General features: G+C 64.9%; 30 protein-coding genes and 4 pseudogenes. 15 read left to right on the top strand and 19 right to left on the bottom strand.

Features of this window, described 5'->3' with window-relative positions:
• Positions 1-359: 359 nt before the first annotated feature.
• Positions 360-887: an SOS response-associated peptidase family protein gene (locus MNOD_RS36065; RefSeq protein WP_425277489.1), complete on the bottom strand. Its 528-nt coding sequence runs from the start codon at positions 885-887 to the stop codon at positions 360-362.
• On the opposite strand from MNOD_RS36065, the gene MNOD_RS36060 reads away from it, so the two are divergent.
• Positions 787-1,167: a hypothetical protein gene (locus MNOD_RS36060; RefSeq protein ID WP_198157683.1), complete on the top strand. Its 381-nt coding sequence runs from the start codon at positions 787-789 to the stop codon at positions 1,165-1,167. The two genes, MNOD_RS36065 and MNOD_RS36060, sit on opposite strands and share 101 nt — an antisense overlap.
• Positions 1,168-1,286: 119 nt before the next feature.
• Here MNOD_RS36060 and MNOD_RS47450 read toward each other — a convergent pair whose 3' ends face one another.
• Complete coding sequence (locus MNOD_RS47450; protein WP_015933907.1) at positions 1,287-1,700, bottom strand: hypothetical protein; 414 nt, start codon at positions 1,698-1,700, stop codon at positions 1,287-1,289.
• 130 nt (positions 1,701-1,830) lie between these two features.
• Here MNOD_RS47450 and MNOD_RS47445 point away from each other — a divergent pair, with 130 nt between their 5' ends.
• The gene (locus tag MNOD_RS47445; protein ID WP_015933906.1) at positions 1,831-1,980 is read left to right on the top strand and encodes a hypothetical protein; all 150 of its coding nucleotides are present in this window, start codon (positions 1,831-1,833) and stop codon (positions 1,978-1,980) included.
• Between the two features lie 21 nt (positions 1,981-2,001).
• Here MNOD_RS47445 and MNOD_RS36050 read toward each other — a convergent pair whose 3' ends face one another.
• The 4 genes from MNOD_RS36050 to MNOD_RS47440 form a co-directional block, all read right to left on the bottom strand.
• Positions 2,002-3,024, bottom strand: a complete 1,023-nt coding sequence (locus MNOD_RS36050) for a LysR family transcriptional regulator (protein ID WP_015933905.1) — start codon at positions 3,022-3,024, stop codon at positions 2,002-2,004.
• Positions 3,025-3,230: 206 nt separating this feature from the next.
• A complete protein-coding gene (locus tag MNOD_RS36045) occupies positions 3,231-4,046 on the bottom strand; it encodes an acetoacetate decarboxylase family protein (RefSeq protein WP_015933904.1) in 816 nt (271 codons plus the stop codon).
• Positions 4,043-4,546: an ABC transporter substrate-binding protein gene (locus MNOD_RS36040; protein WP_050783469.1), complete on the bottom strand. Its 504-nt coding sequence runs from the start codon at positions 4,544-4,546 to the stop codon at positions 4,043-4,045. Before MNOD_RS36040 ends, MNOD_RS36045 begins: the two co-directional genes overlap by 4 nt.
• Before the next feature lie 171 nt (positions 4,547-4,717).
• Positions 4,718-4,861, bottom strand: a complete 144-nt coding sequence (locus MNOD_RS47440) for a hypothetical protein (protein WP_157091638.1) — start codon at positions 4,859-4,861, stop codon at positions 4,718-4,720.
• A 211-nt stretch (positions 4,862-5,072) separates the two neighbouring features.
• On the opposite strand from MNOD_RS47440, the gene MNOD_RS36035 reads away from it, so the two are divergent.
• Positions 5,073-6,383, top strand: coding sequence for a hemolysin family protein (locus MNOD_RS36035; protein ID WP_043750011.1), 1,311 nt, complete (start codon positions 5,073-5,075; stop codon positions 6,381-6,383).
• Between the two features lie 109 nt (positions 6,384-6,492).
• Here MNOD_RS36035 and MNOD_RS44625 read toward each other — a convergent pair.
• A pseudogene (locus MNOD_RS44625) lies at positions 6,493-6,567 on the bottom strand (DUF2934 domain-containing protein); the annotation flags it as partial.
• Between the two features lie 190 nt (positions 6,568-6,757).
• Between MNOD_RS44625 and MNOD_RS36030 the strand changes: the two are divergent.
• Together MNOD_RS36030 and MNOD_RS36025 are read left to right on the top strand one after the other, a co-directional pair.
• Positions 6,758-7,354 (top strand): phasin family protein, encoded by a 597-nt coding sequence (locus tag MNOD_RS36030; protein ID WP_015933902.1) that lies wholly within the window; start codon positions 6,758-6,760, stop codon positions 7,352-7,354.
• A 205-nt stretch (positions 7,355-7,559) separates the two neighbouring features.
• The gene (locus MNOD_RS36025; RefSeq protein ID WP_015933901.1) at positions 7,560-8,747 is read left to right on the top strand and encodes a YsnF/AvaK domain-containing protein; all 1,188 of its coding nucleotides are present in this window, start codon (positions 7,560-7,562) and stop codon (positions 8,745-8,747) included.
• Between the two features lie 514 nt (positions 8,748-9,261).
• Here MNOD_RS36025 and MNOD_RS49620 read toward each other — a convergent pair.
• Positions 9,262-9,501: pseudogene (locus tag MNOD_RS49620) on the bottom strand (transposase family protein); the annotation flags it as partial.
• Positions 9,502-9,596: 95 nt separating this feature from the next.
• Here MNOD_RS49620 and MNOD_RS36020 point away from each other — a divergent pair.
• Positions 9,597-9,950, top strand: coding sequence for a hypothetical protein (locus MNOD_RS36020; RefSeq protein WP_157091637.1), 354 nt, complete (start codon positions 9,597-9,599; stop codon positions 9,948-9,950).
• A 6-nt stretch (positions 9,951-9,956) separates the two neighbouring features.
• On the opposite strand, the gene MNOD_RS36015 is transcribed toward MNOD_RS36020, so the two are convergent.
• On the bottom strand, positions 9,957-10,196 hold the full coding sequence (locus MNOD_RS36015; RefSeq protein ID WP_015933899.1) for a hypothetical protein: 240 nt from the start codon (positions 10,194-10,196) through the stop codon (positions 9,957-9,959).
• Positions 10,197-10,199: 3 nt separating this feature from the next.
• Entirely contained in the window at positions 10,200-10,388 is a 189-nt protein-coding gene (locus tag MNOD_RS36010) for a hypothetical protein (RefSeq protein ID WP_157091636.1), read from the bottom strand.
• A gap of 654 nt (positions 10,389-11,042) precedes the next feature.
• Here MNOD_RS36010 and MNOD_RS36005 point away from each other — a divergent pair.
• Entirely contained in the window at positions 11,043-11,258 is a 216-nt protein-coding gene (locus MNOD_RS36005) for a hypothetical protein (protein ID WP_015933897.1), read from the top strand.
• A 407-nt stretch (positions 11,259-11,665) separates the two neighbouring features.
• A pseudogene (locus tag MNOD_RS50815) lies at positions 11,666-11,902 on the top strand (MucR family transcriptional regulator); the annotation flags it as partial.
• Positions 11,903-12,100: 198 nt separating this feature from the next.
• Here MNOD_RS50815 and MNOD_RS35995 read toward each other — a convergent pair.
• The 3 genes and pseudogenes from MNOD_RS35995 to MNOD_RS35990 form a co-directional block, all read right to left on the bottom strand.
• On the bottom strand, positions 12,101-12,331 hold the full coding sequence (locus tag MNOD_RS35995; protein ID WP_015933895.1) for a hypothetical protein: 231 nt from the start codon (positions 12,329-12,331) through the stop codon (positions 12,101-12,103).
• A 218-nt stretch (positions 12,332-12,549) separates the two neighbouring features.
• A complete protein-coding gene (locus MNOD_RS44615) occupies positions 12,550-13,104 on the bottom strand; it encodes a hypothetical protein (protein ID WP_015933894.1) in 555 nt (184 codons plus the stop codon).
• Positions 13,105-13,246: 142 nt separating this feature from the next.
• Positions 13,247-13,683 (bottom strand): annotated as a pseudogene (locus MNOD_RS35990) (hypothetical protein).
• 83 nt (positions 13,684-13,766) lie between these two features.
• Here MNOD_RS35990 and MNOD_RS35985 point away from each other — a divergent pair.
• The 7 genes from MNOD_RS35985 (at position 13,767) to MNOD_RS35960 (ending at position 19,577) form a co-directional block, all read left to right on the top strand.
• Entirely contained in the window at positions 13,767-14,021 is a 255-nt protein-coding gene (locus MNOD_RS35985) for a hypothetical protein (protein ID WP_015933893.1), read from the top strand.
• Between the two features lie 167 nt (positions 14,022-14,188).
• Positions 14,189-15,490, top strand: coding sequence for an IS701 family transposase (locus tag MNOD_RS35980; RefSeq protein WP_015933892.1), 1,302 nt, complete (start codon positions 14,189-14,191; stop codon positions 15,488-15,490).
• Between the two features lie 108 nt (positions 15,491-15,598).
• Positions 15,599-16,411, top strand: coding sequence for an IS5 family transposase (locus tag MNOD_RS35975; protein ID WP_015933891.1), 813 nt, complete (start codon positions 15,599-15,601; stop codon positions 16,409-16,411).
• A gap of 910 nt (positions 16,412-17,321) precedes the next feature.
• Positions 17,322-17,813 (top strand): hypothetical protein, encoded by a 492-nt coding sequence (locus tag MNOD_RS47425; protein WP_157091635.1) that lies wholly within the window; start codon positions 17,322-17,324, stop codon positions 17,811-17,813.
• A 40-nt stretch (positions 17,814-17,853) separates the two neighbouring features.
• Complete coding sequence (locus MNOD_RS35970) at positions 17,854-18,699, top strand: 3'-5' exonuclease (protein ID WP_015933889.1); 846 nt, start codon at positions 17,854-17,856, stop codon at positions 18,697-18,699.
• Positions 18,700-18,877: 178 nt separating this feature from the next.
• Positions 18,878-19,243 (top strand): phage holin family protein, encoded by a 366-nt coding sequence (locus MNOD_RS35965; RefSeq protein WP_015933888.1) that lies wholly within the window; start codon positions 18,878-18,880, stop codon positions 19,241-19,243.
• 139 nt (positions 19,244-19,382) lie between these two features.
• Positions 19,383-19,577 (top strand): hypothetical protein, encoded by a 195-nt coding sequence (locus MNOD_RS35960; RefSeq protein ID WP_198157571.1) that lies wholly within the window; start codon positions 19,383-19,385, stop codon positions 19,575-19,577.
• 3 nt (positions 19,578-19,580) lie between these two features.
• On the opposite strand, the gene MNOD_RS47420 is transcribed toward MNOD_RS35960, so the two are convergent.
• The 6 genes from MNOD_RS47420 to MNOD_RS48470 form a co-directional block, all read right to left on the bottom strand.
• Complete coding sequence (locus MNOD_RS47420; RefSeq protein WP_157091634.1) at positions 19,581-20,141, bottom strand: hypothetical protein; 561 nt, start codon at positions 20,139-20,141, stop codon at positions 19,581-19,583.
• 292 nt (positions 20,142-20,433) lie between these two features.
• The gene (locus MNOD_RS35950) at positions 20,434-21,768 is read right to left on the bottom strand and encodes an IS1182-like element ISMno38 family transposase (RefSeq protein WP_012631034.1); all 1,335 of its coding nucleotides are present in this window, start codon (positions 21,766-21,768) and stop codon (positions 20,434-20,436) included.
• 277 nt (positions 21,769-22,045) lie between these two features.
• Positions 22,046-22,213, bottom strand: coding sequence for a hypothetical protein (locus tag MNOD_RS48475; protein WP_015933885.1), 168 nt, complete (start codon positions 22,211-22,213; stop codon positions 22,046-22,048).
• A gap of 57 nt (positions 22,214-22,270) precedes the next feature.
• Positions 22,271-23,167, bottom strand: a complete 897-nt coding sequence (locus tag MNOD_RS35945; RefSeq protein ID WP_043749998.1) for a hypothetical protein — start codon at positions 23,165-23,167, stop codon at positions 22,271-22,273.
• Between the two features lie 251 nt (positions 23,168-23,418).
• A complete protein-coding gene (locus MNOD_RS42075; protein ID WP_050783468.1) occupies positions 23,419-24,750 on the bottom strand; it encodes an AAA family ATPase in 1,332 nt (443 codons plus the stop codon).
• On the bottom strand, positions 24,671-25,693 hold the full coding sequence (locus MNOD_RS48470; RefSeq protein ID WP_043749995.1) for a hypothetical protein: 1,023 nt from the start codon (positions 25,691-25,693) through the stop codon (positions 24,671-24,673). Before MNOD_RS48470 ends, MNOD_RS42075 begins: the two co-directional genes overlap by 80 nt.
• Positions 25,694-25,795: the final 102 nt, after the last annotated feature.

Raw genomic sequence — 25,795 nt, 5'->3', positions numbered from 1 at the left:
ATTGCAGCCGATGCAGATCCCCTTCGAAATCTCGTCGTTCCGGCGCTGCTGCGGTGTGCGGCGCTCGATGGTGCCCGTCGTGGCGGGGCTCGCGTCCCGGCTCGGCGGCATCGTCCGGCCCACCGCTGACGTATTGGGGGCGCGCTGGGTTGAGAGCGGGCCACCCCGTGCCGGTCTGATCGGGTTGGTCCTGAGCCTGGGCCGCGGTGGCGGCAAGCATCACGGTGACCACCACGGCAGCCGCCTGAGAGAGTCGCATCGTGATCTCCATTCTCCCGGGCCAACGCAGGACCACAGGAGGAGTTCGGCGCGATCGGCGGCGGCGAACAGCGCTCCGGGGGAGACATCGGGGCTGTCACTCACATGCCGTCCCGTCGCTCGCCGCGCGCCACCTCCATCATCCGATCGTCCGGCAGGGGACGCTGCAGCTGAAGCGCTTCATCGGCCGGCGCCTCGAGCCAAGTGCGCCACTCCTCCTCGCTCGTGAGCAGCACCGGCATGGCCTTCGGGTGCACCGGCCCAACCACTCCGTTCGCCTCGGTCGTGAGGAAGGCATACAGCCGATGCTCCTCCTCGATCGGGTCGTTCCGCTTGGGTCCGCGCAAGCCCGTCCAGGGCCGCCAGATCCCCGCAAACGCGAACAGCGGCCGCTCCTGCGAGAGCGCGAACCAGACCGGCGTCTTGCGCGGCTTGGTGTCGGCGTACTCGCTGAAGGAGGAGACCGGCACGAGGCAGCGGAACTCCGGCTTGAGCCACGGGCGCCAGTAGGGCGAGGCCACGTTGCGGATGTTGGTCACCGGCTGGGTGCCGACCTTCGGGGGCGGCGGGAAGGAGGTTTCGCGCGCGCGAGCTCGCAGCTCGGGCCCGGAAGTGACCCGCTCGCCCACCGTCCCCGCCGAGGGCGAAACGGCCTCCGTCCGCTGCACCGCGCCCGGCTGCCGCCACGGCGCGATCATCGCGACGAACCGGTTCCCGCTCGGCACACCGCTCCCGGCGATGCCGCGCCGCGTCGTCTGCTCGGTCTGCGATGCCCGCAAGCCCGACGCGATGATGGACATCCTGGCCCACTACGCCCGCATCCACGCCAACACTGGGCTCATGTCGCCGCTGACGGCGAGCTACCGCGTGGTCGGGCGGGATGTGCCGTGGCCGGACTGGAGGCCGTGAGAACCCCGAGCGCCCGCGGTGGTCTGCGATGCGCCCGGGACCATCAGCTCCCGGCGGCGGTGTGCGGCGCCGATCAAAGATCAGGAGGCCCAATCCTTCGATCAAGACGCCAGGAGGGCTCAATCCGTGAAGCGGATCAACTTTTCTTTGCAGATGTCGAAGGTGTCTGCCTCGCTTTTGCCGCCGTCTTCGAAGGTCGCCACTACAGAAACCGTACAGCCCTTCAGCTTCGGCAGTCTCACGGTCGCCCGTCCTTTGGATGCAAGCGGCTTTGAAAGCGTGGCGGTCTTATTCTCAGCCGAGATGACGACACTTGTCGCCGTGTTTGCGCTGGCGTTGATAACCGTTACCGCTTGAGGCGGGCCCTTCCGCTTGGGATCGGGCTTCCGCTTCGGCTTCGGGGTTGCGGTCTCCGGTGTGGCTGCGGCACCTCCTGGCGCGGAACCGGGCACCGCTGGTGCCTGCGCGGCAACGGCTGAAACAGCGGTAGCAAGGGCGACACAGGCAAGCCCGGCGGTAAGGTAATAGCGCATCGTGACATCCTCAACCGTGATGGCGTGCCGTGGCCCGACGGGTGGACGGGGCTAGACGGCCGTCAAGCTTCGGCCCTAAGGACGGCCTCAACGGCTCCGCGGCCGCTGATGGCCCTCCTGGTCGGTTTGCATGCGGGAGAAGGCGGCGCGCTACACGCATCGGGTGCTCGACGGCTACGACGCCATCATCAAAGCCTGCTGTGACGCTTGGAAGGCGCTGATGCCCGAACGCCTGCGCTCCCTTACCAATCAGCCCTGGATCCAGAAAGTCATTTTATAGGCACGGCGGTACGAGTCTTCGCTAAGCTTTGACAGGTCGCGGCCTGCGGGAATTCCTAAGATCGATGGAGAACGGCAACTCGTTCGGTGGGCTTGTCGGCCAAGAGCTGGGAGACTCGGTCCGAGGTTCATTCAAAGTAAGGTCGAGACCTCCCCGCTTGTTCAGGTCCTTGACAGCTGAGACAAGAATACTTGCGATCGGGGTCATCAGCTCGCCTTCTGCCCAGAACAGGCCAACGTCTTGGCTCACCACAGGCTCCACAACCTGCAGCGCTTTCGTGCCCCGGTGCAGGCCAGGCATTCGTGTGAAGTGTTCAGGTATAATTGTACAAAGGCCGCCGAACTGAACCTGAAACATCAGGTGCATAATCGACTCAGACTCGACTTGCGGCCGTGGATGGCGGCCTACCTTGTCGAAGATCGTATCGACGAAACGGCGCTCATGGATTGCTGGACGGAGCATCGCGAGAGGCAGGTCTGCAACTTCACGCCAGGTGATGCTTGCACGATTCCGAAATTCCTCCGTGTCTGGAACAAGCACGCAGAGCTTTTCAGTATAGATCTTCAGTGAGTTGCGGCGCCCGAGCTCGGCCGTATCGAGATACGTGAGCGCGGCATCGAGGGAGAAGTTGTTGAGCCCTGTCTTCATCGCATCGTTGCCGAGGAATCGGACATCCATGACGACATTCGGGTGCTGCTTACGCACGAGTTGAAGCAGGACCGGAAGGACCGGCGACATCGACGGCATGGCACCCATCCGCAAGCGCCCCGACAGGTTTCCGCGCATCTCGGCGATCTCATCGCGCATCGCTTCGCAGTGGCCGACGACGTTGCGGGCCCATTTGACGACCCTCTCGCCCTCGGGCGTAAGCCCATGAAATCGCTGGCCGCGCCCACGCAGGAAGATCGGCACGCCGATCTCGAGTTCAAGCTGCTTTATGCCCACCGATAGACTCGGCTGCGTAACGTTGCAGCGCTCGGCCGCCCTTCCGAAATGCTCCTCGTCCACTACGGCGAGAAGGTACTTGAACTGACGCAAGAACATCGGCGTTCCACCCTTAACCGTAAGCTCGTGAGTTCGCTCTCACTTTCGCTCGTGGCGGTCGAGGTTATCTCATAGATACGATTTCTCAAAATCGAAAATGCGCGATTATTGCCTATCAGCTCCACCGGATCGGTACTCCCGCATCCGGGCATGGCCACGAGGTTTGAAACGAGGGTGATCAAGGGCCGAGCGGATCCCTCGCACCTTCACGCCGAGCTACCTGCGGCTGGCGGCGTAGCCAGGTAGTCGAGCAGGATCACGCCGGGAACCAGCGTGAAGTCGGCGCGCCAATAGAAGCCGTCCAGCATCTCCAGCACCGGGAGCCGATAAACCGGGGCCTGCACGTTGGGCCGGAGCTCGACCGTGCAGGGGCCTTCCCAGCTTTCGTGGATCGTGAGGTCGGCAAAGCGCCGCGCCGTGATCTGTCGGATGGCGGGCCGCCCGTCGATATGGTCGATGACCTTCAGGTTGAGATTGAGCCCGAAATCCATATAGCGCTTGAGCGACTCGGGACCGCACCGCCGTTGCTTGTACGCCATTGTGCCGGTCACAACGTCGATGCCGTTCCGGCGCACGCGGCCGACCCAAGCATCAGTCTTGGGCCGCAGCTGAACCTTGGCGTCCTTCTTGGGCTGCCCATGGACCTCGCGGCCCTGCGACACGCCTGACGACGAGGACAAGAATAGCCACGGCGAATACGCCCCCTCCGCCCCGCCGGGAAGGCGCGCCCCCACCATGATATTCGCCTCGGTGTAGGGCCCAAGCCAATCAGTGTCGTTCAGCTTGTAGATGTGGATCAGGACGACGTCCCCAGTCGGCTCCAGCGGCTCGGGCAAAAGACGGGCGATCGCGTCCGGTGAGGTCCGGTACGCGAGCGTCAGGATCTCTGCGTTCCGGTACGAGAACGGAAAGGAAGGGACATGGGGCGAATCGGCCGGAGTGGAGAAACCAGACCGTATGATCTCTGCGCGGTTCGGGCCCGTTCCGCCCCAGCCACCGCCTTCTCCCGACGTCGCGGTCATGACTTCTTCACCAGCGGGCACTCGCTCTGCTCGAGCGGGCGTGTCGTCTCGGGAGCCGGGATCGTGCCGAGCACGTCGTAGAGGTCGTAGGGATAGCGGGCGTCCTTCGGGTCTCTGACCTGGATCAGATAGTAGTCGCGGGCGACGAGGCCGTCCGGTCGCACCCTGGCGTTCTTGGTGTAGAAGTCGTTCACGGGCATCTCGCGCATCTTGGCCATCACTGCGGTGGCTTCCTTCGTTCCGGCGGCCTGCACGGCGTTCAGGTAGTGCAGGACCGCCCCGTAGGTCCCGGCATGGACCATGCTCGGCAGTTTGCCTCCCTTCGCCTGGAAGCGCTTCGTCCAGGCGCGCATCTCGTCGTTCAGGTCCCAGTAGAACGGCTCCACGCCGATCAGCGCCCGCTCACTGGCGAAGGCGTGGAACTGGTCGCGGGCGCGCTGGGCGTCCTGCTCATCGGTGGAGGCACGGAGGTAGGCGCAGACGAACACCGGGCGCACCATCGGTTCGCTATGGATGGTGCACTGATCTCCGGTTCGCTTTGAATGGTCAAGCCAGCCTTGTTGAACCAGCTCCGAGGTGGTTCTCCAGAGGCATTACCCATCCTGAACTGACGCGGACGCATGGCTCGGCAATTATCGCGTGTGAACGCACCCGCCAGCTCCGGCTGACACTCAGGACGGATGACCGACGATCCGCTCCACGACCGCGCCGGGGCCTGTCGCAAACCTTGGATCGTGCGCCGCGCCGTTGCGATCGACTGGAAGCCGCCGACCCGCGGCATCGGCCCAGCCGCCCACCTGATCGAGGAACACCATCAGGCGGGTCTGCTCGACGTCATGCGATTTCCTGGGCTGCGTGAGGTGTGTCGGGCTCAGGAACGCCGAAGGGCCGTGTTTCGATGCGCAGCAGGTAGCCAATGTCAGATCCGTCCCAAGACCGCGGGGATGATGCCGATCACCAGGATTAGGCCGACAACCCCGCCAGGGGCTAGACAGCGTCCACGACGCGCAAACCCGGGAGACGACGATTTCGGACGACGGTTGGACAACCGGCTTAGGCCTCCTGGCCGTCATCGCCCTGGTGCTCGCCAACGGCTTCTTCGTGGCAGCCGAGTTCGCCCTCGTTGCGGTCCGCAGGAGCCGGGTCGCCGAACTCGTCAACGAGGGGCGGACGAACGCGCGGGCCCTACTTCGGGCGATCGACCATCTCGATGCCTATCTCGCCGCGACCCAGCTCGGCATTACCATTTCGTCCCTGGCGCTCGGCTGGATCGGCGAGCCGCCGCTCGCGCACCTGATCGAGCCCACCCTCGCCTGGCTGCCGGGCATCCTCTCCACCGCGGCGGCACACACGATCGCAGTGGTGGTTGCCTTCTTCATCATCACAGCCCTTCATATCGTGCTGGGCGAACTCGCCCCGAAGAGCCTCGCCCTTCAGCGCAGCGAGCGCACGGCCCTTGCGGTGATTCGGCCGCTCAGGCTGTTCCTGGTTGTCTTCCGGCCCGCCATCCTGTTCCTGAATGGGCTCGGCAACAGCGTGCTGCGCCTGTTTGGCCTGCGGTCGGGCCACGGCGAGGGGGCCCGGCACTCAACGGCCGAGTTGAACCTCCTGGTCGAGGCGAGCCGCGAGGCAGGGCTTATCCGAGCCGCGCAGCAGGAGGCAGTGGAGCGGATTTTCGGCTTAAGCGAGCGCCGTATTCGAGAGATCATGACGCCTCGGCCTGAGATCGAGTGGATCGATCTCGAGGATGATCAAGAGCGGATCCTGAGGGCGGTACGGGCCTGCAACCACGCCCAGATCGTGGTCAGCGGGGGCACTGTCGATGACGTTGTCGGCGTCGTACGCAAGCAGGACCTGCTCGACCAGCTCCTCGACGGCAATCCCCTCGACGTCGCCGCCGCCGCGCGGCCACCGATCGTGGTGCACGAGGCGATGTCGGTGCTGGCCGTGCTGGAGACCTTCCAGCGCAAGCCGGTTCAGATGGCCATCGTGGTCGACGAGTATGGCAGTCTGGAGGGCATCGTCACGCTGACGGACCTCCTGGAGGCTATCGCCGGCGATATCCCGGAACTCGGGGAAGAGCCTACCGTGGTCGAGCGGGAAGATGGCTCGTTGCTCATGGACGGCATGATGCCGACCAAGGAGGCGTTCGAGCGCCTCGGCATCACGGAGGAGCCGGAGGCGGCCGACTTCAACACGCTGGCCGGCTTCATCATCTTCCAGCTCGGCCGCATCCCGGCAGTGGGAGACAGCGTCGTGGCGGACGGCTGGCGGCTGGAAGTCGTCGACATGGACGGCCAGCGTGTCGACAAGGTGCTGGCGACACGGATGGAGTAACGTGATCGTAGTCGAGCCGTAGGCTCCATACCAATGCCGGCGGTTGGTGTGCGGCGTCGGCCTCACCGGCACTCACCTGCGCCTGCGTCCTGTCACGCTCGGCCTTGAGTTCCCGCTCGGCCACGAGCCAGAACTGCATCTCGAAGCCCTCGGGCCGGTGGTTGCGCTCCCACTCCTTGGCCATGAGATTTGACAAAATGCGTCAGAATTTAATTGGATCAAAGTCGGTGGTTAGGGGTTGAAGGGACGCGTCGCAGCACAATCTTGGTGCGGTGCGGCAATCCCGCGGACTTGCCGGGACGCAGAAGCTAAGTACACCCACAAATCCACTGAGCTTTGGCGCATGTCCAAGAAACTCCTGGAGGCAAGCCTTAATGGCGTTAGATCAGAATAATTCTCAGGACAAGCAGAACGGCCAGACTGCTCGGAACACCGAGGCGGCCACCATCAACGGAACTGCTGAGCAGGGTAGGCAGTTTGCCGATGCAGCTCGCGAGGGCCTCACCACGATCACCAATGTGCGTGAGCAGGCGACGGAGAACACCAAGCAGTTCGTGCAGAAGAGCGTCGAGACCGCTTCACAGCAAGCCCGCGAGGCCGCAGATCGGTTCACGAAGACGCTGGGCTTCTCCGGTGAAGACAGCGTGCGCTTGGCGCGCCAATCCAAGCAGAACCTCGAAGCGATCAGCCGCTGCGGCCTGGTGCTGACCCAGGCGTTCCAGGACGTGTCGCGCGGCTGGTTCGGTCTGGCCCAGAAGCAATTCCAGCATAATCTCGATGGCCTGAACCGGCTGACCCGTGCCAAGTCGCTCCAGGAGTTCACCGCGATTCAGAGCGAGCTGGTCCGTGAAGGGCTGCAGCAGATGGTTCAGGACAGCAAGGCGGTCACAGAGATCTCAGTTCGGGCCGTTGAGGAGGCCGGCAAGACCTTCTCCGGCGTGGCGCAGCAGAGCTCCACGCTCGTTCGCTGAGGCGCGCAGCACCGCAGCACGGCACTTTGAGGCATGGCAACAAACCAGAGGGGCGGGCGCATCGGCCGCCCTTCATGTGGTGACCGGGGACCAATGATGATTCCTGCCATCAGCCTCTCATAGACCTCAAATCGACACCGGTCGGCGCAGGACCATCACCCTCTTAGGTTTGCGTTGGCGCCCCTCCAAGTTGCATGAGGCAACCATGACCACCATCAGGCAATTGATTCAGACCAGCCCAACGAAAGCGAACGAGCTTTTGACGGCACTCGCTGGCACCTCGAACAACGCGGTGAAGACGCGCGAGCGCCTCTTGGAAGACCTCAAGTCCGAGCTGGAGCTCCTGGCCAAATTGGAAGAGGAGCACCTGTTCCCGGTCCTCCGAAAGCACAAGGAAACCAAAGATCTCGTCACCGCTGCGCTCGATGACAACAACCAAACCCGCAAGCTGCTGGCTGAGCTTGAGCAGATGCCGAAGAGCAGTGAGGAGTTTGCCCCGAAGCTTGCCGAGCTGCGGAAGGTCTTCCAGCAGAGTGTGCGTGATGAGCGCAAGGATCTGCTCCCGGCAGTGCTGAAGGCGGTGAGTGACGAAGAGGCACAGGCCATCGTCGCGAAGATCGAGGACGGGAAGGCCGAAGTCGAAGAAGCACAGCGCGCAGAGGCTGAGCAGCGGCGGGCCGAGCAAAGGCACGAGCGTGAGCAGGCCGAAAAGCTCCTCGCCGAGCAGAACGAAGCCGAAGAGCGCGAGCGGAAGACCCGCGAGGCCGCCCGGAGAACGGCGGACGAGGTGGTACGAACAACTGAAGTCGCCGCTGAGAGCACCCGCAAGGTGGCCCAGAGCGCTGCGGAGACGGTTCAGCGTGCCGCAACCGCACCGCTGAGCACAGGCTCGCTCTTCTTCGATGTGATGTTTGGGATGTGGGGCGTGCCGTCGGGTCGGTCCGTGGCGCGGCCCGGCAATGCCGCGGCATCCAGGATCCAGCAGTCCAGCCACGACGAGGAGGTGATCCCGCTCGCGGAAGAGACGCTGATCGTGGGCAAGCACACGGTCAACAGTGGCACGACCACAGTTCGCCGCTATGTCGTCGAGGTCCCGACCGAGCAGCAGGTGACCCTCTACGACGAGAAGGTCGTGGTTGAGCGGCGCAAGCCCGTCACCGATGCGGCAACCGGAGAAGCGCTGACCGAGTTCACCGTCGAGATGGTTGAGACCTCTGAGGTGCCGCTCGTGGCCAAGGGGGTCAAGGTGCGAGAAGAGGTGGTGGTCCGCCGGGAGCGCACGAAGCGTGTGGAGACGGTACGGGATACGATCCGGCGCGACGAGGTCGAGATCTCGAACGTGAACGAGCGCTCGGGCACCAGGCGGGCTGCACTCGCTTACAGCCGCAGATAGGCTGCTGATTTTGATGTGAGCAGATCGCGGTCAATTTGTTGACCGCGATCTCTATCTATTCTTCTCGCATCGGAAAGTTTGTGCGCGAAGCAAAGCTGTTTCCGCTATAGCGTGGTCGTGTGCCGTTAGTGTAGTCAAGTTAGGAAAAGATCTCGACTCCGGAGACGATCGCTGCGCCAAGCACCCAATGTCGTGGCCGTATCCACCTTTCGCCAGCAGGTATCGGATGTTCGCCGTGACCGCCCTCTCCGCTGAGCAATCGCCGAAAATGGGCCGAGACTAAGCAGGTCGGAACCGCGTCGTGGCCCCCGCATCGATTGTCATGCGGGCGCGCCCAGGGTTCACGCATGAGAGCTGACAGGACCGCCACGAGGGTACCAGCGACAGTGTAGGCTGGCACGCCACGAGAACCGGCGCACCAGACCGAGGACTTTGCCGAGTAATTCACGACGCTGGGCGGCCAGTATGTCAAGCGAAGGCCAAACTGCTCAGCTGACAGCAGGCCTCATGCGTGAACCCTGATGAACACCCGCCGGAAGGTGTCGTGTGAGGGGATGCCGTTCGGCAGAGCCAGAAAGGTCGCCAGCCATGCCTGCTTGCTCCGCCCATAGAGCGCGATGTCCTCCTAACTCTCGGCGCAAGCGATCACCGCCCAGATCGCGATCACGAGGATGTCAATGAGATGGTGATCGCACCGGCTCGTCTCGCGGGGATCCTCCAGCCCGGTAAAGCACGCTGCCAAACCCTGGATCATGCTGCTCGTCCCCGGTTGCACCGAACCGAGAACGGCCAGCACATTCCTCAATCAACAGCCAGGCCCAACGTGATGCGTGAACCCTGATGCGGGGGGTGATCCGCGATCCCGCCTACGCGGGCGCCTACGACGCCTACGCCTACAGCCAGGATCAAGCCGAGGCGCTGCGGACCAAGCTGATCGAGAGCGGCATCACCAAGGACGTCACCATCGTCCCCGCCGTCGAAGCGGGTCTGCTTGACATCGTGCGTCCGACAACCGCGACTCCGGGGCACGAGCGCCCCGTCGACACGCGCACGCTGGAGGAGCGCCGCGAGGACAAGAGGGTGGAGAACCGCGTGCGGCAGGAGAAAAAGCGCGCGGCAGATCGTGAGGAGAAGGCGCGGAACGGCACCCTGCGGGGTCGGGGTCGGCCGCGCAAGCAACCGGCTTCTTCACCTATGGTGTAGGCGAGTTCACGTCTCGCCGCGCCCCGCAAGGATGTCGTTCGCGAGGGCGATCAACTCTTCGTACAGGTCGATCCCGGCCTCCACCATCAACGCGTCGATGTCGCGCTCGGTCTTCAGCGCCTTCAGTTGGCGCTTGCCCCTCCGCGCCGCGCCGCGAACATACTCCGGATCGGTTGAAAGCTGCTTTTCTAATCTGAGGTAGTGGTCGAGGTGCTCGGCGAGGAGAGGTCCGAGATCAGCCGTCAAGGGTCAGTCCTTGCCGTTCAGGATGTAGTCGCTGTCCGTCCGGAGGTCGGTGTCGGCGGTCATGACCTCGTCAATCCGCGCTTCCATCTCGACCTCGGGCACACCCCGGGCGACGAGGCGCCGCCGAATAGCCAGACGGAGCCGCTCGATCGCCTCGGGCGGGAACTCCGCCGTCGACCTGCGGCCTGCCACGGTTTGCTTGTCCCTGTCCGTCCTCGGTCGTGTCAGCATGGTCGGTGTTCCATCTCCTACATGTACGCCGAGCGATGGGACGTACCAAGGGCGACAGCCAGTCCCGGGCGTGTAGGTGTCGATCCTGGGATCCGCCTGCCGCCCGTGACGTGCCGGGTTCGCGAACACCGTCTCCGCTTTCGGCGTCATCCCCGCCGACAGCCGCCTCCTGATGCTTGGCCGATAGGAGGGCGTGACTGGTGCCTCGTCGAACGACGCGGGGCTTGCCGAGATGTTCGGCGAACGGCGAAGCACCAGTCACGACGCCAGCGGGATGTCCTGGGTGGACCGCTGCACCTTCACCTCGAACTCCCTCTGCGTGCCTGACGGACGGCCACGCCCGCCCTGGAGCCGATCTCGGGACGCGTAAGTCGCTCCACGAGACGCTATTGGAGGCAAGGACCCAGGAAGATGTTCGCGCAGCCCTTCAGAGCAGCGTGACGTGCGTCGTCACGGCCGATCAGCATGCCGCCCTGGAGAAGGGGAACGGCTGGGAGCGTTACGCTGGGATCACCATCGTGCCCGGGCCCAAAGCACCGCCGGGCCTGAAGCTCCCATTCTAACCGGCCGAATATGGGCTAAATTCGTCGCGGAGCGAACGAGGTAGTGACCGAGATGGCGAACCAAGAGCCCGACCCCGAGATCCTGACGGTGCTCGTCGAGGTGCTGAAGGACTACCAGACCCGGTTCGGCGACATGGGGCCAGAGATCGTTCGCACGCTGATCACGGACCTCAAGGTCGCCAGGGACGAGAAGCCCGATGGGTGGCTGTCGCCGGAGGAGACGAAGGCGATCCTGGAGCAGAGCTTCCGGTCGATGACAGGCCCCTGAGCGCCAGGACGAATATTGCGATATTGCGCGACGTACATCAGCGGAGGAGCAGAAAGGCAGGCCGAGCGTTGCGAGCCGGAGCACAGCCGCCCCGCCCGCCAATGGTGCCTCGCGAGGGTTCATTGCGAGATACGCTGGGCGCCCTCACAGGGATACTGCGAGTTCACGAGCGGCGCCGTGCCGCTATCGTCGTTACAAGCTCATCCCTTAGCTACGGCGCAAGGCCGGAAGATGCCCTACGAGAGCCTGCTTCGTGCCTTACAAACAATTTAGTCTTAAGAAGTATTTATTAGTATTCAGAAGGGATTGTCGGACGGACTCTGGGGATCTTGTGTTCTTCCGCACATAAGGCAGGAGGAATTATCCTCATTTTTCTCCTGCCTCGCACAGAGGCAAAAGGAGCAAGGGTTACCCCTGACGAGTCCCGGAAGCAGTAGGGCCTGCCGCCCGACTACCCGATGGTGGCCGCCAACTACGCCGCCCAGCGCTCCGAGTTGGCCAAGAGCATCGGCCTCGGACAGGGACGTCGGAAGGCTGCCGCCGCGAGGACTGCGGCCCCTGATCCGGTGATCACGGCTCCCGTCGAGGAGACGAAGTCGGGTCGCGGCGGACGCCCGCGCAAGGCGAAGAGCACCGCCGAGTAGCCCGCGCCTCGTAATGAGGCTGAACAAGCCCAGGGCGTCGGCCTCATGAGATCCTCGCTCGGGCGATCAGGCGGAAGTCGTACAACGAATTCCGTTGGAGCCGCGGACGGCGCCTCAGAGTGTGACGGTGTCGGATTTCTCGGAGAACAACACAGAAGTGGATCGTGCACTCAGGGCAATAGTCTTTGTGTTTGGCCGTCAGCGCAGCGCCGCGAGGCCGCGCATCTCGTCGGCAACGCCGCGAAAGTAGGACTGGACGCGCTCGCACAGCGCCGCGTCGACGGCTTCCACCTCAAGGGTTACGGCACGTCCTGACATGAGCAGGTCGCGCAGGTGCCACTCGGCCGCGTCGACGATCTCGCTCTCGTCCCCGATGAAGGTCTTCCGGATGGGCTGCAACGTGATGGTGATGATGAGCCGCTCCGTCATGTCGCCTCTCCTGCCTGTCGCGTGTGCCGAGAGAAGGTCATGCCGAGAAACTATGGTCGGAAGTAGGTTGGGGCGGCACGATCGCCTCCCTCCGGGCGCGCCGTCCTCACGGTCAACCCGACCTGCATCGGTTGAGCGTGCGGAGCCCAATCTCGGTGAGGGCCTAACAAGGTAGACTGCCTACCCGGAGGCCCTGGCTGAGCCTCCGGGAGAAGTTCCTACCAGCAGACGCGAGGCAGGCGCCGCTTCCAGCGTTCGCCCGCCTTCAGCGTCGGTTCCACTTTGTTGCGCGCCTTCACAGCGCGCTGCTCAGGAACTGGCACTACGGCTTGTACCGCAACCAGTGCTGCTGCCCGGGCACTGACCTTCGTCGCAGGAACCGGTGCGCGAGGGGGCGCCGAACTCATCGGCGTCTCGACCGCCTCTAGCTTCGGCTTGGCCTTCTTGCGCTCCGGCACGCGACGCACCCGGGGAAGACGCGGTTCACGCGCAGGGGTGGGCTCGGGCTCGACGACGACCGGCTCGGCAACCAGGAGGCTGGGCAGGATGCGGCGCGCCTCAACCTTCTCGACCGGCTTCTCAGCGGGCGCGGGGTCGGCGATCGTTGCGGGGGCCTCGGCTAGTCGAGCCAGTCCCCGGCTCAGATCCGTGCCTGCCCAGAGAACCGAAGGCGGTGGTGAAGACGAGTTCGTGGCCTCGTGAAGGTTCGAACCGGGTCGGCCACGTGACTTGACCTCGACGGTGAACGACCGCCGCACGCGATTGCGTGTCATTTGTTGTCCTGGAAAGTTGAATAGCTAGGTCAGCCAGCACTGATTTGCGACTGGGTAGAAGGTAGGTGTGGCTGACTGGCCTGTCCAGGTCTGCTCGATGATTTTCGATGCGGTGTTCCGGACGCGAGTGCCACGACGCACCTCAGTTCGCGGGATAGGGCCCGCGAAACAGGTCACCGAGCGCCTTGCGGCGAAACAGGGTGAGCCAACGCCGCCGCTGGTGCTCGTCCCGATCGTGCAGCATGTGACAGCGTTGGCAGAACGCCGCGAGGCTGGCATCCGTATTGTTGCTCGTGTCGTGATCCCGGTGCGCGGTCGCCAGCACGACCCGCGTTGTGCGCACATGGCCGAGGAGATCCTCTACCTTCGGCCGCCTGCGAAGGCGCCGTCCCTGATCATCACGCCAGGAGCCGCTCTCGGCGTCCCACCAGTGCCCGTCGCCAAGGTGACAGACCCCCGCTGAAGGTGCGGGCGACCCCACGCCTCGCAGCGGCCTCACGCCCGCCGGAAGCGGATGACGTTAGAGAGTTGTGGCCAGTCGATGGGATAGAAGAAGCGGTGCTTTGGCCGGATCGGCATCCCGGCTCCTCGGCTTGGGGCTCGTTCGTGCCCGGGTGAGGGCGGAAGGAGAGAGGATTAGAACCAATTAAGGAGTTACCGCGATGACCACGCTTTTCTTTAACCCCCGCAAGTTGATTTCCGACCTCATTGATGCCCACGGCGAAGACCAAGATGTCGCTGAGGAGATTGCCCGCTGCGCTGAAGAAGCCCTAGAGGCGCTATGCGAAGAGAACGAGTGGACGCTGCGCAATTATGATGGGTCGCGCACCGTTGAGGTGGATGCGATGTGCGAGAACGAGGGCGAGGTTTTGGAGGTCGCCCAGCGGGTCATTCAGAGGGCGATTGAGAATGTCTAACCCGCTGATGCGTTCTGAGCTCGACTTTGGCCAATCGCGAGGGGAGAAGCAGGGCTTGGGTGACGAAGCGGGCGTGACGGATAGGGTGACGGCGTCCCTCACCAGAGACGCCCGATGCCGCGACCCTGCCTGCCCGCTTCGCCGGGATCATCCTGGCGTTCGCGCCGTTGTTCGTCCACCGCTCCTGGCGGCACGCCCAACTCCTGCTGATCGGCGCCATCCTGGCCCCGGGCCGCCGGACGGTGACGAGCCTCCTGCGGATCATGGGCCGCGCTCACGACCGCCACTTCGTCAACTTCCACCGTATTCTCAGTCGTGCCGCATGGAGCCCGCGTCGGGGCGCTCGCATCCTGCTCGGCCAGTTGCTCGACGCCTTCGTGCCGAGCGGTCCGGTGGTGCTGGCCATGGACGACACCATTGAGCGGCGATGGGGGCGGCGCATCCGGGCGCGCGGCATCGACCGTGATCCGGTGCGCTCGTCCGAGGCTCACTTCGTCAAGGCAAGCGGCCTGCGCTGGATGAGCCTGATGCTGTTGGCGCCCATTCCCTGGGCCGCGCGGGTCGGGGCGCTGCCGTTCCTCACCGCCCTCGTGCCCTCCGAGCGCGCCTGCCGCGAGCACGGGCGCCGGCACAAGCCTCTGCTGGAGGTCGGACGCCAACTCGCGCTCCAAGCGCGCCGCTGGCTGCCAGGGCGCGCCCTCGTGCTGGTGGGCGACAGCGGCTTCTCGGCGCTGCTGTTCCTCGACGCGATGCGCCGTGCCCGCCTCACGGCGATCACTCGCCTGCGTCTCGATGCAGCGCTCTATGAGCCGGCGCCACCCCGCTCGCCTCGCACGATCGGCCGTCCCCGCAGGAAAGGGGCGCGGTTGCCGACCCTGCTCGATGTGCTGGCGGACACGAGCACCGCTTGGCGGGCTGTTGTGGTCCAAGATTGGTATGGTGCAGGCGAGCGCACGATCGAGGTCGCCTCTGAGACTGCGGTCTGGTTCCACGCCGGTTTGCCAGCCGTCCCGATCCGCTGGGTGCTGATCCGCGACCCCGAGCAGCGCTTTGCGCCTCAAGCGCTGCTGTGTACCGACCTGACGCGCGATCCCGAGCAGGTCGTCGCCTGGTTCGTGCACCGCTGGAGAGGCGAGGCGACCTTCCAAGAGCTGCGAGCACATCTGGGGGTCGAGACCCAGCGACACTGGTCTGACACAGCGATCGCCCGCACCACGCCCTGCCTGTTCGCGCTGGTCTCCAGCGTCACGCTGCTGGCCAGCCGCGTTCCCGCCCGTGACCGGCGGAAGGCCGCGACGGCGGCATGGTACCTGAAGCCGCGGCCGACCTTCAGTGACGCCCTGGCGGTGGTGCGCTGGGTGCTCTGGCGCGAGCAGAGTTTGAGATCGTCACGCCGCCGCGCACACCGAACGAAACGCCGCTTCCTCCTCCCATCACCCTGGGCCTACGCTCTGTGCCACGCCGCCTGAAGGGCCAAAGTCGAGCTGAGAGCCCGTCCGATAAAGGGCGCGAGAGGGGTTGAGTGGCCGGGATGGCGGTGCTTCCAGGAGGGTGCTGAAACCTGACCTGGACCTGCCATGTGGACCCCGACCACCCGGCGGCAGCATAGCCGCGCGGGCCTGCGCTACGAAACCGATCTGACCAATGCCGAGTGGGCGGTGATTGGCCCACTCATGCCCGCGCCGTCCTCCCTCGGTCGCCCGCCGGTCTGGACGATGCGTGAGATCCTGAATGCGATCTTTTATGTTCTGCGCGGGGGCATCGCATGGCGCCTGATCCCCAAGGACCTGCCGCCGCGCTCGACGGCTTACGGTTCCTTCAGCCGCTGGCGCAATGAGGGACTGTTCGCCCGGATCAACCATCATCTCGTGATGGCCGACCGCGAGCGCGTTGGGCGGGAGGCCTCGCCCACGGTCGCTGTGCTCGACAGTCAGAGCGTGAAGACGACCGAAAGCGGTGGTCCGCGCGGCTACGATGCGGGCAAGAAGGTGAAGGGCCGCAAGCGCCAAGCCCTGGTGGACACCGACGGGCGTGCCCTCATCCTCGATCCGCAGCCCGCGGATGGGCAGGACCGCGAGGGCGCCGGGCCGGTGCTGCGCCTGTCCCGTCGCGTGTTCCCTTTCAGCGTCAAGAGCTTTGCCGATGCAGGCTACGCCGGTGACGGCCCGGCTACGGCGACGATCATCACGGTCGAGATCGTGCGCAAACCACCCGATCAGGTCGGCTTTGCCGTCCATCCGCGCAGATGGGTCGTTGAACGCTTCTTCGCCTGGATCAGCCGCAACCGCCGCCTCTGGAAGGATCCCGAAGCGACCCGCGCCTCGGCCAAGGCCTTCCTTTACGCCGCTGCGGTCATGATCCTGGTCCGGCGCCTCGGACGCGCTCTTTGACTTATCGGACGGACTCTTAGAAGCGATCGGAACGTCTTTGACTAGTTCGGGCCGGCCGTGATTAGTGATCTGTCGTGCGGGCAATCCGAGCCCGATTGCGGCTTTGCCCCAAAGTGCCCAGCCATTTCGCATACGGCGGAGGTGAATGGCCGGAGGTGATATTTCCTACCAAATTACCCGCGTGTGCCCTGTCCGGGACAAAAGGGGCACCCCGGACGGGTAACTATCTGATGGATATAGAGTTTTTATACCGATCCCTTGTAGCCTCTATGCATCACTAATTGGGTCGTTGCTACTTCTGGGCGAGAGATATCGTTCCCCACAATCTTCGCGTAGTGAAAATGCTGGGGACATCGATTGCATTGGAGGCGGGACCGGATGAACCTACCCATGACGGCTGATCCTGGTGCGCGGAGCGGCATCCTCGACGACACCGTCGAGAATCACGACCGCACCGGCCGCCGTCCGCGGCAAGGACCGGTTAATGCCGTTGGTTTATGAATGGTTAACGGCCGGGATGCCCCGAGCCGCTGAGTAGCCGAGCCCCCGGCATTGGGGCGTGGATGCAGAAGAGCCGCCAATCCCTGGCAGGGGATCAGCGGCTCGGTGGGACGAAAGCCCATGCTCTTGCAAAGCGGGCTGATCCTACCCGACGAGTTGGCTGCCGCCAATTGGCGGTGCCAGCCGTCCTGCATCGGTTGCGGATAGGAGACGGCCGATGATGGCGAACAGCACGTAGCACTGACACCTGAAGCCCTCGAGCCGATCTGATTCCGGGTAGGCAGCGGTCACTGCGCCTGCCAACGGCGCCGCTCGGCCTCGCGGGGTCTGCAAATTCAACCCGGACGACACCCAAGCTTGCCGCCGACGCGGACAGGAAACGGCTCCGTGCGTCCAAGTTCCAATCCAGGTGCTGGGCATCAAGATGCAATACGACTTGTTTCGTTCCGTATCGATGAACTCGATTATGAGGGTTAACGCGGCACGTGATTGTCAGAGGGGAGACAGTGCCGAAGCCTATGTCACGCACTTCTTCCTGAGAGAGGGCTTCGATGCGCACGGTACTCGTCGTGCCGCACCGTTCGATCACATCCTCACGTTCGAGGATGGCAGCATGCATCCAGTCCTTGTGCAGACTAAGCATCAGTTGCACCCGAACCGTGGACGGTGGCGGTTCAACTTCCGCTGTGGAAACCCCCGCACGGGATCCGGCAGCCGGCCGTATCCTCCGAATGCCTACCACATCTCTGCATGTGTAGCGCTGTCGATCGGCAAGGTTCTGTTCTGCGCGGGCGTTAAGCCGTACCTGACGTTCACGACCGCGCAGTTTATGCGTGAAAAAGCTGAGCTAGAGAGTCTTCATAGCGCGCTAGAAACCATCAGGCTTCGTAGCTGCAACTGACACATACCAGAACAAGATCGTGAGTAAGGATACGACAGCTATGACCTACTTCGACAATGCCACCACTCACGGCCATCTGGTCTCCTTCGACATTGAGACGGTGCCCGATCGGGAGCTGATTCCCAATCACCCCAAGGACAAGTTCCCCCCGCAGCCGATCACGCATCGCGTGGTCGCGATCTCCCTCGTTGAGGCCAAGATCGTGCGCCGTGCGGACCGGACGGAGCGCTACATCGTCAACTGCTGCCGGACCGGCGGCCGGGCCGACTGGGACGAGAAGCGGTTGCTCGCCGGGTTCTGGCAGTACTTCGCGAACAGCCACGCCCGCGTGGTGACCTGGAACGGGAAAGGGTTCGACCTGCCCGTCCTCCGCTCCCGCGCCATGATCCACGGGATCAGCGCGGCGCCGTGGTTCACGAGCGGCACGAGGTGGGAGAGCTACACGCAGCGCTACTCCCCGGACTGGCATTGCGACCTGATGGAGCAGCTCTCGGACTACCGCTCCTGTGCGTCGATGAGCATGGAGGACGTCGCCGTCGCGTTGGGCCTGCCCGGCAAGGTTGGCGGCCACGGCTCTCTGGTCGAGGAGATGATCGAGCAGGGTGGCACCGATCAGGTCAGGGCGTATTGTGAGAGCGATACGCTGAACCTGTTTGCGGTGTATGCGCGGTGGGCGCTGCTCACCGGCCGGACCGATGCGGACGGCTACAACGCCTCTATCGAGAGCTTGGTGCGGTGCCTCGAGGCGGAGCGCGAGACGCGACCGCACTTCGGCGAGTTCCTTGACCGCTGGCGCAGCGCCGATCGGCCCATGCCGATGTTCCTGCCGGCGGTTGAGGTGATCAGTGAGATGGGGCCGGTGATCACGTCCGGCGCGGTCGTGTAGCGCGGCGACAAAGCGCCCGAAGAGCCGGCGCGGGCTGCAAGCCCAATGCCTCGCCGGTCTCTTCGAGCGCTTCGCGCTCCATATGCGCTGGTAGCTGAAAAGGAAGCCGCAGCACCGGAACAGCATGAACCCAGAATGATTGTCATGCCGGAACTGAATAAGTTTTTGCGGCGGGGCGATGGAGCAGGCGGATCAAGCTGAGACGGAACCCCGGAAAAGCACCGGTAGGCTGCTATTGGATGCTGTACAGCAAGCGTCTGATTTGGCAACTAAGCAGTTTGCACTGCTGAAGGCTGAACTCGACGAGATCAGCCGCACGGCTAGGATCTTATGCTCTTCCTTCGGAGGAGGTGCGGTGTTTCTGTTCTGTGGCGCCTTCCTGTTGCTCGTGGCCGCCGTCAAGTTCTTGGCGTGGCTTACAGGGTCGGAGGTACTCGGGGCCGTGATTGTCGCCACGCCCTTTATCATCATCGCCGCAGGCTTGGGCTACTGGGGCCTAAGCAAGATGCATTCAGTCGGACGGCGGCACGAAATGGCTAAGTGAATAGGAGCCGAAGCGAACATGCCGCTTGATGGGATCCCAGGGCCACGAGAGGCGTTCTTCTCTCTGTCTGTACTGCGTCCAGGAGGCCCAACAGGTGTCCTCATCCTTTGGCCCTCTACTCGTCGCAACCGGAGCCTTCGTGGCCGGCTTGCTCGTCATCGCGCGGTTGGAGAAGTGGGCTGACCTGGTGAGCGGCGTGTTGGGCGTCGCGGCCCTGGCGCTCGGCATTCTGGTCGCCACATTGGCTGTAACCCCGAGAGGGATGCAGGAAGCCGTAGTGACGGGTGACCCAATCACGGGGGCCCTGATGGTTCTGCCCATCAGCGGGCCGTGAACGTCAGGCCGAACATGTGGCCGCACACTCAAAGTGAGACGTGCCCGAGTCCGACCAGACCGGCAGGCCGTTGAGGTAGGCCCTCAGGGCGGCCGGATCGCACGACACATCTGCCGCTTTCGCGAGTGCACTCCAGTCCGGTTCGATGACCTGATCGGCGGGCAGGCTCACCAGCACACCTTCCTCGTCGCCCAAGGCGAGGCGAGCCGCTTCGAGGAAGGGGCTGTGCGCGATGCGCGAGGCCGCAAAGGCGACCTCAAGCGACCCGCCCGCCTCAAGCACCGACGTGGCGACGATGCGGGCGTGGTGGCGTAGCACGGCGAGCACTGCCGCCGCGACTGGATCGTGATGTTGCATGCGTGACGGCGCAGCGCCTTTCCGTGGGCCGCCACGTGGCTGCTTGAGGTTTTCGGCTCGGGCCTTGCGGACTTCCGACAGTCGCACCTTGCCGTCGTGCGTTGGGATGTGGCCGCTGCGGATCTGGCGGCAAAGTGTCGACCTATTGAGCCCGAGTGTAGTAGCGGCGGCACTTGGCGAGATAAGAGCTTCGTCGTCGTGAGACATTGATGCAACACTGTTGTATGCAAATGATGGTCTGCACCTAGCCAAGTGTCGGGCCTCGTCCGTCACCCGTAGGGTGGGAGCTACGAGGAGGACCCGAGGGCCGAGGGGTAGGTTCTTCCCGGTGGCGGGGGTGGATGCGGTCACCGCACAACTGCAATAAGTCACCCTGTTGCAAATTTTCGGACAACATTTTTTGTTTATGCCCCTACTCAACTAGGAGCCCGTCCGAGTAACGGTTTGATGCGTTGGGACTAAGGTTGAGATCTGGGCGGATGGCTCCTGCGCCACAGGCTCAGCGCGCGGCCTGCGCCAGCTTCAGGAGGTTATGGGCGGTGCAGATCATCGCCCACTCGCCGCGGACCTGATCGAGCCCACGTAGCAGGAACTGTCGGAAGCCTCTGGCCTGCTTGATCTGCCCGAACACCGGCTCGACGACCTGCTTCCTGAGACGGTAACGGCTCCGGCGCCCAGCCCGCTTCAGGCGGACGGCCATCGCGCTCATCAGGGGCATCTTCGTCAGCCTCCGGCGACCTGCTGCATCCGCCTCGCCGTGACGGGCACGGCCCGGAGCGAGATAGGCTGTGATCCGTCGCTCCTGCAGCGCGGCCAGGTTCGCCTCGGTGGCAAAGCCGGCATCTCCGGAGACCTCCCGCGGCTTGCGCCCGAGATGGGTGCAGACGCCGTCGACGAGCGGCACGAGAGCGCGCGAGTCGGCGGGGTTCGTCACGAGCCGATGCGCGACGATCACCTGATGGGCCGCATCAACCGCAATCTGGCCGTTGTAGCCCTGCACGAACCCGTCGCGCGTGGGCAGGATGCGGCTGTCCGGGTCGGTGAAGTTGCGCTGCGCCCGGTCGGGCGGACCGCCGTCCTCGCCCCGCAAGGGCCGACCTTGCCAGCGCATGCCCGACGAGGCCCCCGGCCCGTCCTCGTCCTCCGGATCGGGCGGATCGGCAGCCTCTGCCTCCAACGCGGCCTTGGCGGCGCGGATCGTCTCCAGCCGCCGCTGCTTGTCGGCCATCCAGGCCGGTGTCTCGTCGCCACGATGGTCGGTCCCATGAGCCCGATCCTCCGCCGCGTCGGCCTCGCGCGCTTGATCCAGCCAAGCCTCGACCTCGGCGGCCAGCGTCGACTCGGCCGCCTTCATCCGGCCGTAGCTCATCGCCTTGTGGCGCGAGGCGTTGGCCTTCAGCTTGGTGCCGTCCACCGCCACGTGGGCAAAGCCGACCAGCCCGGCCGCCCGGCACAGCCGCAGCACCTGCACGAACAGGTCCGAGAGCGCCGTCAGATGCCGCTTGCGGAAGTCAGCGATGGTGCGGAAGTCGGGCCGGTTCAGGCCGGTCACGGCCATGAAGTCAACCCGCTCCTCGCAGGCGCGGGCGAGCTGACGCGACGAGTACAGACCGCGGCTGTAGCCGTAGAGGAGCAGGGCCACCATCATGCCGGGATGGTAGGGCGGGTAGCCGCGCTCCTCGGTGTAGGTGTCGAGAATGGCTGAGAGGTCGAGCGCCTCGCGCACCGTATCGCGCACGAAGTGCGCCATGTGCCCGGGCGGCACGAACTCATGCAGCGAGGGTGGCAGCAGCCAGCCCTGATCGACGTCCCAGGAGCGAAACACCTTGGCCATGAGCCGAGTGAATCATCCCAAAGCGCCGCCGTCGAGGTACTTACTCGGACGGGCTCCTAGATGCGACTGGCGTCCTCGCCGAGCCCGTGTAGGTCAAAGTCGAGCGCTTCGACGTCGCGTGCGGCGACCACATCCCGCAGCGCCAACACGTCGTCTCAGGTTAGCTAATACGCCTTTGCGGCAGCATCAAGACTAACGCACTTTTCGGGACAAAATGGCACATGATTGCAGTGGACAGATCCGCGAAGTTTGCGGATCTGCCCCGCCATTTACCGGATCAGGCGCCGCCGATCGGCTCCGTGATCTTACCGGTGCCCGCACAATCAGGACAGGGCACAGCGTTGAACTTGCCGGTACCGTGGCAGCGCGGGCAAATATTCTCGCCAGTACCAGGCGTGCCGGGCGGGGCTTTGTCACCAGGCTTGCTGAGGTCAGTGTCTGTCATGGTGCGCTCCTCCTGGCGGGGAATTGGTCTTACGCGGCGGACGGTTCCGATTTCCGCTCAGAAGGCCCGTGGCGGCCGTTTCGCTGTCTCGGGTTGGGCCCCTTGAGGTCGAGACGGCGAAACGCTCTCCATGGGCCGGCAGATCGATCTGCGGCCGTGCTGGAACCGGTCCGGTGGTTGGCGCATCATCGCGTCATACCGCCCCAAGTCGGGAGGTAGGCCATGTCGCGTCTCAAGGGTCGTCTCGCCTTCCTCGCCGCGCTCGTGGTGATCGCGCTGGTCACCCACGGCTCCGATCGCATGAGTGCGCCTCAGGCTGCACCGAACCAGGCTGTCAGCGCGGGGACGTCGCCCAAGAAGATCTGGCCGCCAAGCTTCCTGCACTGGCCCAGCCCTGCCGGCCTGAAGAGGACGTAGCGGCCCTACGGCCCGCGACACGCTGCGGTGCTGAGCAACGCCACGTCCCCGGCCGAAGGCCCCGGGCGCCTTCCTGGCCTTTGCGCTCAAGTCCACCACGTCGCCGCCACCGCCGTCGCTGATGCCGTCCCACCGGGCCGCGACGAGGGACCGGACACGCCCGGCCGGATGGTCCGCGTTCTCGGCCACACGCTCCAGCGTGGCGTGCATCAGGGCGACGCCGCCGATCGGGGCTAAGAACCGGCCGACATCGCGGATCGCGCCGTCGAGGGCGTGCCCGACCGGATCTTCGAGAAGGTCGTCGAGGCCGCGGCGGGAGAGGTCCCGGCAGTCGTCGACCGTGAGGAAGCGATAGGCCGGGCGCTCGCCTCGCGCGCGACGCGCATCGGCGACGCGGGTCTCATGGTCGATGCGCGTCGCGGCGAGGAAGTCGAGCACCCGCTCCAGGCCGGCGACGTCGTCGCGCTGCTGCGGGGTCAGGGTCGGGGGTGCGGACGATCGGCCCGGTTTGTGGGTGGGGTTCGTCGTCGTAGGCAAGGTGATCTCGTCGTGAAGATGAAGGCCAAGGGCCTGCCGGCCACCGGACCAACCAACCGACTACCCTTCTATAGGGGGTAGTCGGTTAGTCGGATCGTCCGGCGCGGGTTAGTCGGTTCTTAGTCGGATGCAGTCGGGCCAGCGCTAAGCCTTTGTTATAGTAACGTTTTAGTGCCGGCCCTCCGACAAAGCAGCTTAGTCGGGCGTAGTCGGATCCTCCGACTAAACGCCTCCGTTTTTTGGGCCTCCGACTAGTCGGAAATCGGCCCGACCAACCACCGCCCGGCGGCCGTTTTCGCGACCAAGTTCTTGGTCGCCATCCGCTTCAGAGCGCTTCGCAGGCCGTCCAGCGCCTTGTCGTCGGTGCCCCGACCACAAGCATGGGCCAGCTCCGCCACCGTCACGCCCGTATCGGGGTCGGGCCTCGTGGCGAGGATCAGCTTCAGGGCTTTCAGGATCTCGCTCTCGCGGTCGGTTGGTACGCCAACCACGACCTTGCGGCCCTCGACGAAGCACATCACGCAGGACGTGATCAGGTCACCCTCCTCGTCGTGCCCGAGGGGAATCACTTCCAGGTCGAACTGGGCCGACCAGCTCTGATCCATGTCGCGCTGCTTCTGCACCGTGATCTCGCGATCCGCGACCTCCAGCTCGGTGTCGAGCGCGGCGCGCAGGAGCGAGTGACCGCGAGCGCCCTTGGCTTGATCCTTCCCGGAGTGGTGGACGACCATGACGTGCGCCTTGGTGTGATGGCGGATCAGGTCGAGGTTCTTGACCAGCCCGCCCATATCGACGGAGCTGTTCTCGTCGCCGCCCGACATCACGCGCGAGAGCGTGTCGATGACGATGAGGCCGAGACCCGGGATCTCGTCGGCCGCGGCGATCAGATCCGCCATGTCCTCCCCTGCCTTCAGCAGGTTCACCGACGAGAGCACGTAGTGGAAGTCCGAACAGGAGCCGTGCTTCGCCTTCAGCGCGCTCGCTCGGCGCCTCGCGCCTACTCCGCCCTCGGCGGCCACGTAGAGGACGGGAACCTTGGTCGTGCGCATCCCGTCCCACGGTAGCCCGCGGGCGACATGGTACGCCAAGCTAGTCGCCACGAAGGTCTTCCCGGCTCCGGACTTCCCGTACAGAACCGACAGGGTGCCCATGTCGAGCAAGCCTTTCACGAGAGGTTTGAGGCTTGATCCGAGGGCAGTATCTGCGGCTTCGTCGAACGAGATGAGCTTCAGCCTGCGGGGCGGGGCTGCCGGCTCAGGCTGGACCGCGATCGGTGCCTCGGCCTCTGATTTAAGGAACGCCTCCGGAAGGGGCGCATCCAGATCGATGTCCTTGAAAAAATATTCCACCAGGTCCAGCCAGTAGGTCGTGCCCGAGCCGACGTCGTGGATGAAGGGCCGACCCCCGTCGTTGAGGGCGATGAAAGCGGCCTCGCTACTGGACTCCCTGAAAGGCGCCTCGCAGCGCAGCTTGCCGCCGGCTGGGATGTCCGGGAGCCACTCCTCAAGCGTCCTCACGACGCCCCGGCGCTCGATCTCCGTGTCCCGACGGAGCGAGGACTCGTCGTGGGCGGTGATCGTCACGCCGTCGTCGCTGAAGCTGATCGCCCGGCCGGTGCGCTCCCTGTACGTGTCGCACGCCCGCGTGTCGGGCAGCTCCACCCACGAGAGGTCGAGCGGGCCGCCCCCCCGCATTCACGATCCGCACGCCGGCGTCGTGCACCTCGCGCCCAGGTGCGTCCTGCACGTCGGGACGCGCGACGAAGACGAGACGCCCGTGGTCCCAGACCGCGAGGTCGATCAGCGTCCGCCAGTCGCTCCCCGTGACCTTGCCCGGCTCGGTGCGGCTGTAGCGGGGAGAAGCGAAGGCGAGGTCGGCGTTCACGGCCGCGATCCGCACCGCCGCGCGCAACCGCTCGATCTTCTCGGGGTGGCTCACCCGGATCCACGCATGTGTACGCTCCCCAGGGGGCTCGCCAATCTTGCTCACCCGCGCGGTGGATGAGCGGTACTCGACGCGCTCCACCGACGAGACACCGGGGATGATCGCCTCCAGCAGCTCCAGTCGCCCGGCGATCGGCATGCCGACCCACTCCGCGCGCATCCCGGCGGGATCGTCGGCGTCGAGCAGCAGCCAGGGCGAAGGATCGATGCCGCGCTTGACGCGGGCGGCGACGCGCTCGCCGCCGATCGTCTGGACCCCGCCGGGCGGCGCTCCGGCGCTGCCCAGCAGATCGGCGAGCCGCCGCTCGGTCACCTGCCGGAAGGGCTCGTCGCCCGCGCCGTGGAAGGTCCCCGAGCAGAAGGCGAGGTCGGTGCTCTCGGTCACCTCCGTCAGGAGCGCCGCCAGCGCCTCCGCGTCAGGCACGGCCCGGGTCTGCGCCACACCGGCGGTGACGTGCGCGACGGCCCTCTTGTCGAGCTTACCGCCCTGGTCGAGGAAGAACCGCTTGCCGACGTGGCTTGGGTCGGCCGACCGAATGACGGTCAGCGCCGCGCAGGCGGGCGCCGCCTCGACGCTGCCCATCGGCGGTGCGTCGCTCCCGATGAGAGAAGCCGCGGCAAAGTGCTCGTCAGGCGCGTCTTGACACAGCGCCTGAGTAACGCTAAATTCAAGCATAGAGATTAC

This window comes from Methylobacterium nodulans ORS 2060 (assembly GCF_000022085.1).
Lineage (GTDB): Bacteria > Pseudomonadota > Alphaproteobacteria > Rhizobiales > Beijerinckiaceae > Methylobacterium > Methylobacterium nodulans.
The sequence above is the reverse complement of the archived record's forward strand: the minus strand, read 5'-3'. Positions and strand labels throughout refer to the sequence as shown.

Bases quoted from the DNA above. Each gene is read 5' to 3' on its own strand.
- MNOD_RS36060 (WP_198157683.1), top strand. From the start codon at position 787: ATGTTGGTCACCGGCTGGGTGCCGACCTTCGGGGGCGGCGGGAAGGAG.
- MNOD_RS47450 (WP_015933907.1), bottom strand. From the start codon at position 1,700: ATGCGCTATTACCTTACCGCCGGGCTTGCCTGTGTCGCCCTTGCTACC.
- MNOD_RS47445 (WP_015933906.1), top strand. From the start codon at position 1,831: ATGCGGGAGAAGGCGGCGCGCTACACGCATCGGGTGCTCGACGGCTAC.
- MNOD_RS36050 (WP_015933905.1), bottom strand. From the start codon at position 3,024: ATGTTCTTGCGTCAGTTCAAGTACCTTCTCGCCGTAGTGGACGAGGAG.
- MNOD_RS36045 (WP_015933904.1), bottom strand. From the start codon at position 4,046: ATGACCGCGACGTCGGGAGAAGGCGGTGGCTGGGGCGGAACGGGCCCG.
- MNOD_RS36040 (WP_050783469.1), bottom strand. From the start codon at position 4,546: ATGGTGCGCCCGGTGTTCGTCTGCGCCTACCTCCGTGCCTCCACCGAT.
- MNOD_RS47440 (WP_157091638.1), bottom strand. From the start codon at position 4,861: ATGGTGTTCCTCGATCAGGTGGGCGGCTGGGCCGATGCCGCGGGTCGG.
- MNOD_RS36030 (WP_015933902.1), top strand. From the start codon at position 6,758: ATGGCGTTAGATCAGAATAATTCTCAGGACAAGCAGAACGGCCAGACT.
- MNOD_RS36025 (WP_015933901.1), top strand. From the start codon at position 7,560: ATGACCACCATCAGGCAATTGATTCAGACCAGCCCAACGAAAGCGAAC.
- MNOD_RS36005 (WP_015933897.1), top strand. From the start codon at position 11,043: ATGGCGAACCAAGAGCCCGACCCCGAGATCCTGACGGTGCTCGTCGAG.
- MNOD_RS35995 (WP_015933895.1), bottom strand. From the start codon at position 12,331: ATGACGGAGCGGCTCATCATCACCATCACGTTGCAGCCCATCCGGAAG.
- MNOD_RS44615 (WP_015933894.1), bottom strand. From the start codon at position 13,104: ATGACACGCAATCGCGTGCGGCGGTCGTTCACCGTCGAGGTCAAGTCA.
- MNOD_RS35985 (WP_015933893.1), top strand. From the start codon at position 13,767: ATGACCACGCTTTTCTTTAACCCCCGCAAGTTGATTTCCGACCTCATT.
- MNOD_RS35975 (WP_015933891.1), top strand. From the start codon at position 15,599: ATGTGGACCCCGACCACCCGGCGGCAGCATAGCCGCGCGGGCCTGCGC.
- MNOD_RS35970 (WP_015933889.1), top strand. From the start codon at position 17,854: ATGACCTACTTCGACAATGCCACCACTCACGGCCATCTGGTCTCCTTC.
- MNOD_RS35965 (WP_015933888.1), top strand. From the start codon at position 18,878: ATGGAGCAGGCGGATCAAGCTGAGACGGAACCCCGGAAAAGCACCGGT.
- MNOD_RS47420 (WP_157091634.1), bottom strand. From the start codon at position 20,141: ATGTCTCACGACGACGAAGCTCTTATCTCGCCAAGTGCCGCCGCTACT.
- MNOD_RS35950 (WP_012631034.1), bottom strand. From the start codon at position 21,768: ATGGCCAAGGTGTTTCGCTCCTGGGACGTCGATCAGGGCTGGCTGCTG.
- MNOD_RS48475 (WP_015933885.1), bottom strand. From the start codon at position 22,213: ATGACAGACACTGACCTCAGCAAGCCTGGTGACAAAGCCCCGCCCGGC.
- MNOD_RS48470 (WP_043749995.1), bottom strand. From the start codon at position 25,693: ATGGGCAGCGTCGAGGCGGCGCCCGCCTGCGCGGCGCTGACCGTCATT.